Raw genomic sequence first — 13,584 nt, forward strand, 5'->3', positions numbered from 1 at the left:
GATCAAATTCGCACCCTTAAGCCGCAACCCTTGTGCAGATTCAAACTCGCTGGCCGCGATCGATTTTCGATTCGATTTTTGCTTTCGCGCCCAATCGCGACACCTTGGGCGGAACAGCCTATTTGATTGTAGAAAATTCTGCCGACGCAGCCAAAGATGCCAGCACAGCCAAAAATTTATTAATCGATGCGCCTGCCTGGAACGACGAAACGCAAGAGTTTTTGCAGCAGCAGGGTGGCGTTCAGCGCTTGTTTCTCACCCATCGCGGCGGACATGGCAAGGCGATCGAAATTCAAAAAACCTTTGGCTGTGAAATTGTCGTGCAAGAGCAGGAAGCTTACTTGCTGCCGAATCTGGAGGTCACGACGTTTGAGCGAGAGATGCAGTTGAGCAGTTCCGCCCGCGCCCTTTGGACACCCGGACATTCTCCCGGTTCCGCCTGCCTGCACTGGAGCGCTCAGGGCGGCATTTTGTTTACGGGACGGCATCTTTTGCCGACGGCACAGGCCGATCCCGCTCCATTGCGATCGGCCAAAACTTTTCACTGGCCGCGCCAAATTCAAAGTACCCGCCGCATTCTTGAAGCATTTTCACCCGAATCGCTGGCGTTCATTTGTCCGGGGGCAAGCAGCGGCTATCTGCGCGGGAAGGGAGCGATCGATCGCGCTTACGATCGCTTGGCGCAACTCGACCTCGATGCCCTCCAGCAAACAAAAGTTCTGATGTAGCTCGATAATAAAATCTGTTGCTTTTCTCGTGCTTCATGTCAGTTGCTTCCATTTCCGCCGATCGAATTCGCTTTAACGAGCAAGGCTTGGTTCCTGCGATCGTGCAGGACTATCTTGACGGCACTGTGTTGATGCTGGCCTGGATGAATCGCGACTCGCTACAAAAAACGATCGACACGGGCGAAACTTGGTTCTGGAGTCGATCGCGATCGGAACTTTGGCACAAGGGCGCAACTTCCGGCCATCTTCAGCAGATCAAGTCGATGCGCTATGACTGCGACAGCGATGCGCTGCTGATTGGCGTGGAGCAAATTGGCGAGATTGCCTGTCACACCGGAGAGCGAAGCTGCTTTCATCAGGTGGAAGGGGCGATCGCTGCGCCACCCGCCGACACGCTTTCGCAGGTGTTTGACGTAATTTGCGATCGACGTGACCAGCCGAATCCCGATTCCTACACCTGCAAGCTGTTGGCCGGAGGAGACAACAAAATTCTCAAAAAAATTGGCGAAGAAGCCGCTGAAGTCGTCATGGCCTGCAAAGACGACGATGCGGACGCGATCGCCTCAGAAGCGGCAGACTTGTTTTATCACACGCTGGTCGCTCTGGCACATCACAAAGTCGATTTGCGATCGGTCTACCGCAAATTGCAGGAACGCCGCCGCTAGAAGCATCAGCGATCGCTAGGCCGTGCTACAACAAGGGTAATTCCGTGAAGGACGAGGGGTTATGACAGCCGCAACGCACGATCGCAGCCCGCGTGTTTTGCTGATCGAAACGGATGAAACTTTGGCGCAGCATGTCAGCTTTGACCTGCAAGAATCCGGCTATGAAACCGCGATCGCGCATGACACTTCGACCGGAATGCACCAGGTTGAAGAATTTCAGCCGTCGTTGATCGTGATCGATCGCTTGTTGGCCGGAGAGTCGGGGCTGTCGCTGTGTCACCAGTTGCGATCGCAGGGCGCACGGATGCCCGTGTTGCTGATGATGGCGCGAGACAGCGTGGACGATCGCGCCGCTGCCCTGGAAGCGGGAGCCGATGATTATTTCCTCAAGCCGTATCGCAGTGAGGAATTTCTCAAGCTCGTCAAGCTGTATTTGCAGCCGGATAAAGTTGGTAGCGAACAGTTGCGCTTTGGCGATCTCTCGCTCGATTTGGCAACGCGGCGGGCGTTTCGGCATGAGCGGGCGATCGATTTGACGATGAAAGAATTTGACCTGCTCAAATATCTCATGGAGCATCCGCGTGAAGTTTTGACTCGCGAACAGATTCTCGAAAACGTCTGGGGCTATGACTTCATGGGCGAATCGAACGTGATTGAAGTCTACATTCGCTATCTCAGGCTGAAGATTGAAGATGAAGGCGAAAAGCGCCTGATTCAAACGGTGCGCGGCGTCGGCTACGTGTTACGCGAATCATAGGGCACTTGCGAACGGCGATCGGCGTCAAGCAACGCACATTCTTTTTGTTAGGAACGATGAATCGGAAGTTTGTTAAAGTCTTTGGCCTGAGTTTGGCGATCGCGCTGTTGGGCTGCACTCCTACGCCTTCGGTCAGTGCGCCGCCAGAACCGAATGAGGCGATCGTGGCGCAGGCGATCGACAGGCCGCAGTCGCTGCCGCTGACCTTGCAGTTTGAGGCGAACGGTCAAACGATTCGGCTGGAAGAAGCCCGGACGCCGCGCCAGCGCGAAATTGGTCTGATGTTTCGCCGCAGGCTAGGAGCAAATCGCGGCATGTTGTTCACGTTTGATTCGGTGCAGCCTTTACGCTTTTGGATGCGGAATACGCTGATTCCGCTTGACATGGTGTTCTTGCGGAACGGCGTGATTCAAGGAATTGTCCGCAGTGCGCCGCCCTGCACAACGCCGACCTGTCCGACCTATGGCCCCGATGCGCCGAGCAATCAGGTGATCGAACTGCGGGGCGGGCGAGCCGCAGAGCTACGGCTGCGGGTCGGGCAGCGACTCGATATCAGGCCGATCGAGTAGCGATCGATTTCACAAAAATTTCGCGAAAAATATTGATGCCTAAATTTGACCGTTGCCTGCTACGATATCCGCTTTAGAAAGCGATTCGTGTGAACTGTTTTTTCGCGAAAAGTTCATGAAATTGCTTGGCATCTACGGGTAATCTTTACCCTGGTTAGTGAATAATAAATTACCTGCTCGGCAGGAGTCAGCGGAGTTGCAAAGCGCTTGATGCCTTGCGGTTCGCTGGTTTTGGCTGGAGCAGGTGCATTCGGTTCACTTTGTCAAAAAAAGAAGCATCAGGGAGGTGATTCTCATGACGCCAGCAACTTATTCGCGCTTTATTCGGTTTTTGCGAGAAGATTTGGCAATTTCAGATTCCTCGATCGCGATCGCCCAGCGGCAAGGTCAAGACCCCGGCCTGCTGCCGATGATTCTGTGGCAGTACGGGCTGGTGACGATCGATCAGCTTGACAAAATTTTTGACTGGCTTGAATCAGCGTAGGGGCGATCAGCCTTGGCAAACCGCCCCAAAAATGACGAATGACGAACTACGAATTAATGGCTTGAGCAGCGGCAGCAATGCCTGCACCCGGATTGAAATTCTCGAATCCGAGTTCCTGTAGAACCGCTTCGAGTGCGCCGATCGCCGTCAGGATGTCCCGATCGCTGACAAATCCCAGATGGCCGACGCGGAAAATTTTGCCTTTCAGATGATCTTGGCCTCCGGCTGTGGCGATGTCGAAGCGTTTTTTCAGCAGCGATCGAATCTGTTCGGCATCGACTCCGGTAGGAGCGATCGCGGTAATGGCCGGACTCGACGCACCATCAGCCGCAAATAACGGCAAACTCAAAGCTTTTGCGGCGGCTCTGGTCGCTCGCATGTGGCGCTGATGTCGGGCAAAGATTGCTTCAAGTCCTTCCGCCTGCATCATCTTCAGAGCGGCTTGCAGACCGAAATACATGTTCACGGGTGGCGTGAATGGATGGCTGTTTTTGGCGGCTTCTTTGCGATATTTGCCCAAATCGAGGTAGAACTTCGGCAGTTTTGCGGTTGCGTAGGCTTCCCAGGCTTTCGGGCTGACGGCGACAAAGCCGAGTCCGGGCGGCAGCATGTAGCCTTTTTGCGATCCCGACGCGACCACATCTAAGCCCCACTGGTCGATCGGCAGATGCACGGCTCCCAAACTCGTCACGGCATCGACCATGATCAGTGCACCGTGCGCTTTGACGTGGCGGTTGATCGTTTCTAAGTCGTTGAGAACGCCTGTTGAGGTTTCGCTGTGGGTGATGACGACGGCTTTGATCGTGCGCTCTGTATCCGCTTCTAATTTTTCGCGAAAGACTTCCGGGTCGAGCGGTTTGCCCCATTCTGCGGTCACGGGTTCGACGTTTAATCCGTAGGCTTCGGCCACTTTCACCCACCGTTCGCCAAATTTGCCGTTGTTGCCGACTAAGACGCGATCGCCCGGACTCAAAAAGTTAATCATGCCTGCTTCCATTGCGCCTGTGCCGCTCGCGGTAAGGATCAGCACGTCGCTTTCGGTTTGGTGCAGCCACTTTAAGCCCTGTGTGACTTCCGCGATGATGCTCTCAAAGTCTTTGGTGCGGTGGCCGATCGGATGCTTTGCCATTGCCAGCAAGACTTTTTCGGGCACGGGAGTCGGCCCCGGAATCATCAGCATGAGTTTGTCGTCCATCAGTTCCTTCCTGCTTCTAGGTTGAGTAATTCTTGCGCCAGCGCTCAAAAATTCGGTGCATTGGTTCGTCGGATGCGGCTGCGGACGAAGCCCAAAGTTCGCAAGCGTATGATCCAGAATGCCATAAGTTCTGATGGACTGAGCGCGATCGATTGGCGGCAGCGATCGCACGTCAATCAAATCATTCTTTTTGCGAATTGGATCGATTCCTGCGGACAGCGCTTCGCGGCCAGCAAAGCTGATCCGGAACGGATCGCCCTTCAGACTACTTCTGGTTTCCGAGCCAGTGGAGTGTTGGGGTTGCCCCCACACACACCTCCAACCCCAGCAGGGAGAGTCCTCCCATGCACCCGACGCAAGGGGTTACTCGCAAGGTTATGTCGCGCTTCGCATTTGCTTTCCCGCCGCGTCCCTCGTGCTACTCGCTTCCCTCACGCTCACCCCTCACCCCTAACTTGCGGTAGACGCTGAACTGTCTAAAATCGAGGATATCTAGGGCAGACTGAATCTCGATCGACTCCACTCGGTAGTGCAATGAAGACAACCCTAACTCCGCTCATGGTCGTTCAGCCTGCATTCGGCGATCGCTGGAGTTGGTTCGATCGATTCTGTCTGTGGTATCCGCCTGCCTGGTTGATTTTGTTTAATCGCCACTGGCAGCACTATCACGATGATCCCGACGGCTGGAACTGGCTGGAATATGCTTTGTTTTTGGTTCCCGCAGGCTTTTACGTCGCGCTGCTGATTCGCTGGCTGCGGTTGGGCTGTCGATCGCCCCGTCCTTCGGATCAGCCTGTGGATTTGCAGTATCAGCAGGCGTTTCGCGATGAAATTTTAGTGCCGATCGTCGATCGCTACTTTCGTGCTGAACTGCATCAGGCTGAAAATTTGCCTGCGGCAGGTTCAATTCTCGTCACGCTCAATCATGCCGGAATGTGCTTTCCCTGGGATTTCATCGCGCTGGGTGTGCTGCTGGGTCGTGAACGGGATTGGACGGTGCAGCCTGTAGCGCATGAATTGTTTTTCGATCATCCCTGGCTGCGCTGGTGGCTTCCCTCTGGCTGGTCGCAAGTTTTGGGCGGGGTGCGGGCAGAGCGCGAACCGTTTGCTGAAGCGATCGCCACGCTTGCCGATACTCCAAATCAAGCATTACTCTATGCCCCGGAAGGCTGGCGCGGTCTGGCAAAAGGCTGGCGGCATCGCTATCAGCTCACGACGTTTGATCCCAGCTTTGTGCGACTGTGCGATCGCCACCAAGTTCCGATCCTGCCCACCATCTGCATCGGCAGCGAAAATCTGCATCCGTTCACCGTCAATCTTGCGAAGCTCGGACGCTGGCTGAAGCTGCCGCTGTTTCCCATTTCGCCCCTCGTTGTAGCGTTTGTGCTGTTTCCTTCGCTGGGCGTTTGGGCGGTGCGATCGCGTCTGCACTACTTCATTCAGCCGATCGAGCGACTCGATCAAGATTCATTTCAATCCACTTCTGATGCGTATGCTTGGGCGCAACGGTTGCGATCGAAACTGCAAGCAGCGATCGATCGACTCCGGCAGTAGACATTATCGTGATGATTGAAGAATAATCAAGTCAGATTTTTAGTTCTGGAGCCTGTGGAATGGTGCAGATCGATCGCGCAAATACAATCAGCGTTGGCCTGGATCTGTACACGGTTGCCGATCGTCATCAGGCGGATTTAGTCGAAGCGATCGCGGAGCAGATTCAAGCCTGGAGCGCGAATCCTTTCTTTCGATCGACCAGCGTTCACCGCAGTCTCGATGGTGTTCGTGTTTTCACTTACAGCCAGTGGGAGCCGAAGTTTGATCACCGCAGCTTGAATCGTCTGGAGCGATTTGCCGAATTTTTCCCGCCCGATGCGCTTCAGCTTGAAGTAACTGCCAGTCGATCAACGTCTACCGAGGTGGAAATCAAGGTCGGTACAACGATCACTCACTTGGCCGAATTTAGAATGCAGCCTGTCAACCAACCGGAAATGGTGAAGCGCACAACTGAAGAACTCGATCGCGCCATGAGTTCACCCGGCTTGATCTCAGCCACCTTTCACCGCAGTCTCGACGGCACACGCATGTTCAACTACGGCCAATGGGAAAGTCAAGCAGCGTTTGAGGCAATTTTGAAACAGCCCGGATTCAACCCGGATGAACCATATTGGAAGGGTTTGGCTCGCAATGAGTTTCATCTGTATCAAGTGACGCACGTGGTTGGTGGCTGAAAGGTTCACTCGATCGCCCAGCCCAACCGCGTCGGCTGCTGATAAATTCGCTTGAGCGTGTTTACGTCTCTGGCAGAAATTGCGGCTGGATTGCGAACCTGAGAAAAGTACAGCGCGTCAGTCGGCTCCAAGCTGTGTCCCCAGATTCCCAAAGCGTGACCGAGTTCGTGACGGGCGGCAGCTTGCAGATAATTCGCCGTTTGGTCAGGACGCAGCCAGATTTGCAAGCGGTGCGCGAGAAGTGGGGGATCGGTGGAGCGATCGATCCCCACTTCAAATCGTGTCTCTGCCGATCGCACCCGTCCCAATTCGCCTCGGTTCCACTGTAAGGGCGGCGTTCTGCACCAAATCGCAATGTCGGCAGTTTCAGCGCGATCGACCGTCACCAGCGGCAAATACACCGTCCACTCTCCGATCGCCTGCTGCACAGCGTCCACCCAGTTCGATCGATCGGACGGTTCGACAAAGACGCGAATCGGAAAGCGCGACCAGATGAGATAGCCCATTGCGATCGGTTCGATTTGCTCGAAGTAGTCGCCTTGATCGTCAGGTTGCCAGCGATTGAGAGAGGCAGGAAGCGGATGCACCTGTGGGATAGGTGCGATGTCGCTCGATCGCGGATTGGAATCAAAGAACGATTCTTGCGCGTGAACGGGAAGCAGCAGGCTCAGTGAAAGGGAGGCGATCAGCGCGATCGCCCAGCAGAGCGCTCTACGCCAGCCAGCCCGCACTGAGAATCACCGTCAAGCCCATAAACAAAACGGTCAGCGTCCACGTCACGCGATTGAGCGTGGTTTCGGCGCTTTTGGTGCTGGTGAACAGTTGCGCCTGTCCGCCCAAGCCGCCCAAGCCGTCGCCTTTGGGACTGTGCAGGAGGACAAGCACGATCAGGCCAACAGCGGCGATCGCCCAAATTACTTGAAGAATGGTTGTCAGGGTCATAGTCTCAACGTCACGGGAATCCAAAAGGTGCAGTAGTTTCTATTGTTCCACATCGCCTAGAGAGAGAGGCGAACCGGAGTGCGATTGGCGCGAACGTCGAATTCAACTGGAACGATCATCGATCGACCCGTCATTTCTTCGGGCTGCGGCAGTTGCAAAATGTCAAGAATCGTCGGCGCAATGTCGGACAGGCGACCATCCGATCGCAAATTCACGTCTGTGCCATGACCGGGAATTTTGCGCTTTTCGCCTTCTACCAAAATAAACGGAACCGGATTAGTCGTGTGTGCCGTCCAGGGATTGCCCTGCTCATCAAACATGACTTCGGCGTTGCCGTGATCCGCGATGATGATCGTCGTTCCGCCTGCGCGAATGATGCTGTCCAAAAGCCGACCAAGCTGGCGATCGACCGTTTCCAGTGCTTTCACCGTTGCGTCCATCTGCCCCGTGTGGCCGACCATATCGGGATTCGCGTAGTTGATCACAATCAGCGAATAGATTTGCTTTTCGACCGCTTTGATCGCAACATCGGTGGCGGCGGCGGCAGACATGGCCGGAGCGCGATCGTAAGTCGCCACCATCGGACTTTGCACGAGTTCGCGGTCTTCACCGGGGAACGGATCTTCGATGCCGCCGTTGAAGAAGTAGGTGACGTGGGCGTATTTTTCGGTTTCTGCCGTGCGGAACTGCTTCAGGTTGTGCTGGGCGATCACCTGGCCGAGGATGTTGTTGAGGTTTTGCGGCTCAAAGGCGACTGCAACCGGAAAGCTGGGATCGTACTGGGTGAACGTGGCGTAGGCCAAAGGTGCGATCAAGTCGCGATCGAAGCCCTTGAAATCGGGATCGATTAAAGCTTGCGTCAGTTCGCGGGCGCGATCGGGTCGGAAGTTGTAGAAAATCACGCCGTCGCTGGGAGCGATCGCTCCGGGCGCGAGGCGCACAGGCGGAATAAATTCGTCGGTTGTGCCCTCGGCGTAGGCGGCTTGCAGAATTTCGGTTGCCGATTTGCCTGCGCCTGCGCCGTCTGTGGTGATCACGTCGTACATCTGCTTGACGCGATCCCATCTGTGGTCACGATCCATTGCGAAGTAGCGTCCGCCCATTGTCACCATTTGACCGACGCCGATTTCAGCGATGTAGCGGTTGATGGTGGCGATCGCCTCAATGCCGTCCGTCGGCTTTGTATCGCGTCCATCCGTAATGACATGGATGCAAACTTCCGAGATGCCTTGCGCTTTGGCAAGCTGAAGCAGGCCGCGCAAATGGCTGATGTGCGAGTGAACGCCGCCCTCAGAACACAAGCCGATCAGGTGCAGCTTGCCGGACGAGTGGCGCACTTTGTCACAGGTTTGCAGCAGTGCTTGATTTTGCAGAATCGAGCCGTCTTCGACCGCATCCGTAATCCGCACGAGTTCCTGCGGCACGACGCGCCCCGCGCCGATGTTGAGATGTCCGACTTCGGAGTTGCCCATCTGTCCGTCTGGCAGACCAACATCTTTGCCCGATGTGCGAATCAAGGTGTGAGGATATGCTGCCCACAGGCTGTCCATCACGGGCGTATTGGCCGCAGCAACGGCATTTCCCTCCGCGTCTTCTCGATATCCCCAACCATCTAAAATCACCAGCACCACAGGAGAAACTGGCGGTTGTGCCATGTGGATAGCCCTTGTTTCGATTGTGTAGAAGTTTTTCTCAGCAATAATAGCATCGAAGCCCTGATGGAGTTTCGCAATTGCTACGGTAGCGCCTGTTGTGATCACCGATTAAGCTTTTTTCGCCTTTTCCTTCTGCTTTTGCTTTTCACGCTTAGCAGCGGCTTTGGCAGCTTTTTCGGCTTCGATCGCTTCCAGTCTGGCTTTGTCTTTTTCCTCGGCCAGCTTATCTAAATAGTAGTGATAGTCGCCTCGATAGAGGCGCAGTTCTCCATCGCGAATTTCGACAATTTTGTTCGCCACTTGCGAAATGAAGTAGCGATCGTGCGACACGACAATCACCGTCCCATCGTAGTTTTGAATGGCCGATTCCAGCATTTCTTTGGCCGGAATGTCGAGGTGATTGGTCGGCTCATCGAGGATCAAAAGATTCGCGGGACGCAGCAGCATCTTTGCCAGTGCAAGCCGCGCTTTTTCTCCACCGCTGAGGGCTGAAACTAACTTGAAGACCGTATCGCTGCTGAACAAAAATCGTCCCAGGAGCGTCCGAACTTCTTCATTTGTCCAGTCCGGTACTTCGTCGTGAATGGTGTCCATCACCGACTTTTCTAAGTCTAGTGCTTCCGCTTGATTCTGTTCAAAATAACCGGGGATCACGTTATGGTTTCCTAACATCACCGTGCCCTCGGTCGGCTCCTCCATGCCCATGATCAAATGCAGGAGGGTCGATTTTCCGGCTCCGTTGGGACCCACAAAGGCAATCCGATCGCCCCGCTCAATCAATAACTCCGCCCCCAAAAACAGAATTTTCTCGCCATAGGTATGCGTCAAATCTTTAATCTCCACAACTTCGCGCCCGCTACGCGGAGCCGGAGGAAACCGAAATTGCAGCGATCGCACATCGCTATCCGGCGCTTCAATTCGCTCAATTTTCTCCAATTGCTTTTCACGACTTTTTGCCTGGGTGCTGCGCGTCGCACTGGCGCGGAATCGATCGACAAACGCCTGCTGTTTTTCTAATTCTTTTTGCTGCCGCTCAAAAGCGCTCAGTTGCGCGAGTTTTGCTTCTTCTTTCTGTGCCAGATAAGCCGAATAATTACCCAGATAAGTGGTGGAAACGCCGCGTTCAGTTTCGACAATTTGCGTACAGAGTCGATCGAGAAATTCCCGGTCGTGAGAGACAATCACCATCGGGGTTGTTAAGCCTTTGAGATAGATTTCCAGCCATTCGATCGTCTCCAGATCGAGATGGTTTGTCGGTTCGTCCAGCAGCAGCAAATCCGGCGACTGCAAGAGAATTTTTCCTAAACTCATTCGCATCTGCCAGCCGCCGCTGAAGGCACTCACCAGTCGATCGCCATCTTCCGCTTCAAAGCCCAATTCCGGCAGAATTTTCTCGATTCGCGCTTCTAGGCCGTAGCCATCCATGCCTTCAAACTGACGCTGAAGCTTATCCATTTTGTGAATCAGGCGATCGAGTTCTTTCGCATCCGCCGTTTCCATCTGCCGATGCACTTCGCCTAAAGCTTCATGAACGCGATTGGCTTCCCCAAACGCCCGCCAAAATTCTTCGCGTACCGTCCGTGTGGGATCAACCTCGAATTCCTGAGTGAGATAGGCAATGTGGAGACTGTTGGGGCGGATGACTTCGCCGCTGGTTGGTTCAATTTCTCCGGCAATGATCTTGAGCTGCGTCGATTTTCCGGCTCCGTTGACACCCACTAAGCCGATCCGATCGCCCACCTTCACTTCCCAACTGACATCCTTGAGGACTTCGCCAGTCGGATAAATTTTACTGATATGTTCGAGTCGCAGCATGAAATTGAAGTCTCCAGGGTGGAAAATGGCCGATCGATTGCCTTCATAAATGTTAACCGTTCATGAATCACCTTGCTTGGTTTTCTGCGGCTTCAAAAACCTTCAATTGAAAATCATCAAGAATTTACACAGTTGCTCTGCAACTCAGTAGAAATTCCTAAGTAAAATCAAGGAGGCTAGAAGTGTTATATCCCTTACTCTGCAAAGAACCGATTCGGGGTTCACCCGCTTCTATGATTCCTGCATCTATTCCGGACTTCAGGTTTGCATCACGAAAATTTGATTGAATGCTTCACAAAGCTTTATTTTTGTGGCGATTTTTCAAGCTAGCGATCGAGCTTCGCTGGCGGCGCATTGCTAATTTCACGGTTCTGCTGCAATTTCTTCACTCTTTGATCGACTCGCATGAACATTTCGTCGGCTGTTGCATCTGATGACCCTCACAATGCATCTGCCTCAGTCGCTTTGTCTGCCCATCTGCTTGCTCTGACCAATCTTGCTTCAGAAGCACTATGGTCGATCGATTCCAGCTATTGCCTCGTCGCGGGCAACTCGGCCTTTCAACAGTGGTTTGAAGCCGCCTATCAGATCTTGCCGATTGCCGGATTGAACTTGGTGACTTGCCTGCCAACTGAGGCGCGATCGCGCTGGGCAACCTGCTACGATCGCGCCCTGCAAGGCGCTGCTTTCACCACAGAACTAGCAGAACTGAGCATCACGCTTGAGCCGATCAGCGTGGATGGACAAGCGATCGCTGTGGCGGTTCGAGGCCGATCGATCGCTCCAGAGCATGAGCGCGTCAAAGCCGACTTGCAGCAGGCGCAAAATCAGCTTCAGGCCGTGCTCGATGCAGTTCCGGCCTGCGTTTCCTGGTTCAGCGCCGACCTGCGCTATTTGGGGATCAATCGCTATCTAGCAGCAACGTTCAAGCTTGATCCTGCTCAGGTGATTGGTCAACCGCTTGGCTTCATGGATGCGCGATTTCAGTCGGACAGCACGCCAAAATCAAGCTTTGCTGAATTTGTGCGATCGTTCATTGGCAATTCAGACACCGCAGGTGCGATCGAAATCGACACAACGATCGACGGCATCCCGCGCAGCTTTTTAATTGCCGCCCAAAAATATTCGCAAAATCAAGCCGCCGTCTTTGTCGGACTAGACATCAGCGATCGCAAACAGGCTGAAGCCAAACTGCGCCACGATGCTTTGCACGACAGCTTGACCGGACTGGCAAATCGCACCTTATTTTTGCAGCGCCTCGAATCGCTGACGCAAACTGATCAGGCGTTTGCCGTGCTGTTTCTTGGACTTGACCACTTCAAAGTGATCAACGACAGTTTGGGGCACGGACTGGGCGATCAGCTTTTGGTGGCGATCGCGCGTCGTCTGCAATCCTGCCTGGATGCCGAAGATACGATCGCGCGCTGGGGCGGCGATGAGTTCGCAATTTTGCTGCTGGATGCCGATCACTCGCAGGCCATTCACGTTGCCAACAGTTTGCGGCAACGGTTGCGATCGCCGTTTCGCCTGCGCGGACAAGAAGTATTCACCGCCGCCAGCATCGGCATTGCCCTGAAAGATGGCGTCAGCAGTCCCGAAGAACTGTTGCGAAATGCAGACACAGCGATGTATCAGGCGAAAGCTAGAGGCCGCGATCGCCATGCCGTTTTTGATCAGGCAATGCGCGATCGCGTCGTCGCGCTGCTGCAACTGGAAACCGATTTGCGTCGTGCTCTCAGCCGCGCTCCGCTTCAGCTTCCTGAATTTCAACTGCGCTATCAGCCGATCGTCGCGCTTGATACTCGCTGCATTGTGGGCTTTGAAGCGCTGGTGCGCTGGCAGCATCCCGATCGCGGCTGGATCGATCCGGCTGAATTCATTCCACTGGCCGAAGATACCGGACTGATTGTGCCGCTCGGCCAGTGGATTCTCACACAAGCCTGCGAGCAGTTGCGATCGTGGCAAGCGCAATTTCCGCACTGTCTGCCGCTGTCAATGAGCGTCAACCTCTCCACCAAACAGTTTACGCAGACGAACTTGATGGAGCAGGTTCACCAAATCTTGCAGCAAACCCAGATTCGCGGCTTGACGCTCGACCTGAAGCTGGAAATTACCGAAAGCGCGATCATGGAAAATCCCGATAAGGCGACGGCGCTTTTGCAACAGCTTAAAGATCTAGGCGTGAAATTGCTGATCGATGATTTCGGCACAGGCTACTCATCACTGAGCTACCTGCATCGATTTCCCTTCGACATGGTGAAGATCGATCAGTCGTTTGTCAGCGGCATGGATTCCAAAAGTGACCAGTCAGAAATTGTCCGAGCGATCGTCTCTCTTGCCCACACGCTCGACATGAGCGTAATTGCCGAAGGTGTCGAAACTGTCGCGCAACTCGTTCAACTGCAAGCCCTCGGTGCAGAATACGGTCAGGGCTACCTGTTCGCTCAGCCACTCTCGGTCGAAGCAGTAGAGGCGATGCTGGGATCGATCGCGCCCTAGCTCGCGCTTTATCTCCAGACAGATGCTCGAAATAGCTCAACTGTGGT

The 13,584-nt window shown here is 54.3% G+C and carries 13 protein-coding genes; 8 read left to right on the forward strand and 5 right to left on the reverse strand.

The genetic code is table 11. From position 1 onward, the window contains the following. The first annotated feature begins 32 nt into the window (after nucleotides 1-32). From H6F67_RS20215 to H6F67_RS20235, 5 genes are all read left to right on the forward strand, one after another. A complete protein-coding gene (locus H6F67_RS20215; protein WP_190768444.1) occupies nucleotides 33-728 on the forward strand; it encodes an MBL fold metallo-hydrolase in 696 nt (231 codons plus the stop codon). Nucleotides 729-763: 35 nt separating this feature from the next. Beyond that, nucleotides 764-1,393, forward strand: a complete 630-nt coding sequence (hisIE, locus tag H6F67_RS20220; RefSeq protein WP_190768445.1) for a bifunctional phosphoribosyl-AMP cyclohydrolase/phosphoribosyl-ATP diphosphatase HisIE — start codon at nucleotides 764-766, stop codon at nucleotides 1,391-1,393. Between the two features lie 61 nt (nucleotides 1,394-1,454). After that, entirely contained in the window at nucleotides 1,455-2,150 is a 696-nt protein-coding gene (nblR, locus tag H6F67_RS20225) for a response regulator transcription factor NblR (RefSeq protein ID WP_190768446.1), read from the forward strand. A gap of 56 nt (nucleotides 2,151-2,206) precedes the next feature. Then, nucleotides 2,207-2,719, forward strand: coding sequence for a DUF192 domain-containing protein (locus H6F67_RS20230; RefSeq protein WP_190768447.1), 513 nt, complete (start codon nucleotides 2,207-2,209; stop codon nucleotides 2,717-2,719). 295 nt (nucleotides 2,720-3,014) lie between these two features. Next, nucleotides 3,015-3,203, forward strand: coding sequence for a DUF2949 domain-containing protein (locus H6F67_RS20235; RefSeq protein ID WP_190768448.1), 189 nt, complete (start codon nucleotides 3,015-3,017; stop codon nucleotides 3,201-3,203). Nucleotides 3,204-3,249: 46 nt separating this feature from the next. Here H6F67_RS20235 and H6F67_RS20240 read toward each other — a convergent pair whose 3' ends face one another. Beyond that, complete coding sequence (locus H6F67_RS20240; protein ID WP_190768501.1) at nucleotides 3,250-4,398, reverse strand: alanine--glyoxylate aminotransferase family protein; 1,149 nt, start codon at nucleotides 4,396-4,398, stop codon at nucleotides 3,250-3,252. Between the two features lie 534 nt (nucleotides 4,399-4,932). Between H6F67_RS20240 and H6F67_RS20245 the strand changes: the two genes are divergently transcribed. Together H6F67_RS20245 and H6F67_RS20250 are read left to right on the forward strand one after the other, a co-directional pair. Next, nucleotides 4,933-5,952 carry a 1-acyl-sn-glycerol-3-phosphate acyltransferase gene (locus H6F67_RS20245; protein WP_190768449.1) on the forward strand — a complete coding sequence of 340 codons (1,020 nt, stop codon included), beginning with the start codon at nucleotides 4,933-4,935 and terminating at the stop codon, nucleotides 5,950-5,952. Between the two features lie 59 nt (nucleotides 5,953-6,011). Then, nucleotides 6,012-6,626: an antibiotic biosynthesis monooxygenase gene (locus tag H6F67_RS20250; protein WP_190768450.1), complete on the forward strand. Its 615-nt coding sequence runs from the start codon at nucleotides 6,012-6,014 to the stop codon at nucleotides 6,624-6,626. Nucleotides 6,627-6,631: 5 nt separating this feature from the next. On the opposite strand, the gene H6F67_RS20255 is transcribed toward H6F67_RS20250, so the two are convergent. The 4 genes from H6F67_RS20255 to H6F67_RS20270 form a co-directional block, all read right to left on the reverse strand. Beyond that, the gene (locus H6F67_RS20255; RefSeq protein WP_190768451.1) at nucleotides 6,632-7,357 is read right to left on the reverse strand and encodes a peptidase; all 726 of its coding nucleotides are present in this window, start codon (nucleotides 7,355-7,357) and stop codon (nucleotides 6,632-6,634) included. Continuing rightward, nucleotides 7,338-7,568 (reverse strand): preprotein translocase subunit SecG, encoded by a 231-nt coding sequence (secG, locus tag H6F67_RS20260; protein WP_190768452.1) that lies wholly within the window; start codon nucleotides 7,566-7,568, stop codon nucleotides 7,338-7,340. Before secG ends, H6F67_RS20255 begins: the two co-directional genes overlap by 20 nt. Before the next feature lie 56 nt (nucleotides 7,569-7,624). Next, a complete protein-coding gene (gene gpmI / locus H6F67_RS20265; RefSeq protein ID WP_190768453.1) occupies nucleotides 7,625-9,223 on the reverse strand; it encodes a 2,3-bisphosphoglycerate-independent phosphoglycerate mutase in 1,599 nt (532 codons plus the stop codon). Nucleotides 9,224-9,331: 108 nt separating this feature from the next. Continuing rightward, complete coding sequence (locus H6F67_RS20270; protein ID WP_190768454.1) at nucleotides 9,332-11,038, reverse strand: ABC-F family ATP-binding cassette domain-containing protein; 1,707 nt, start codon at nucleotides 11,036-11,038, stop codon at nucleotides 9,332-9,334. 405 nt (nucleotides 11,039-11,443) lie between these two features. On the opposite strand from H6F67_RS20270, the gene H6F67_RS20275 reads away from it, so the two are divergent. Further along, on the forward strand, nucleotides 11,444-13,537 hold the full coding sequence (locus tag H6F67_RS20275) for a bifunctional diguanylate cyclase/phosphodiesterase (RefSeq protein WP_190768455.1): 2,094 nt from the start codon (nucleotides 11,444-11,446) through the stop codon (nucleotides 13,535-13,537). Nucleotides 13,538-13,584: the final 47 nt, after the last annotated feature.

This window comes from Microcoleus sp. FACHB-1515 (genome assembly GCF_014696105.1).
Classification (GTDB): domain Bacteria; phylum Cyanobacteriota; class Cyanobacteriia; order Elainellales; family Elainellaceae; genus JAAUTJ01.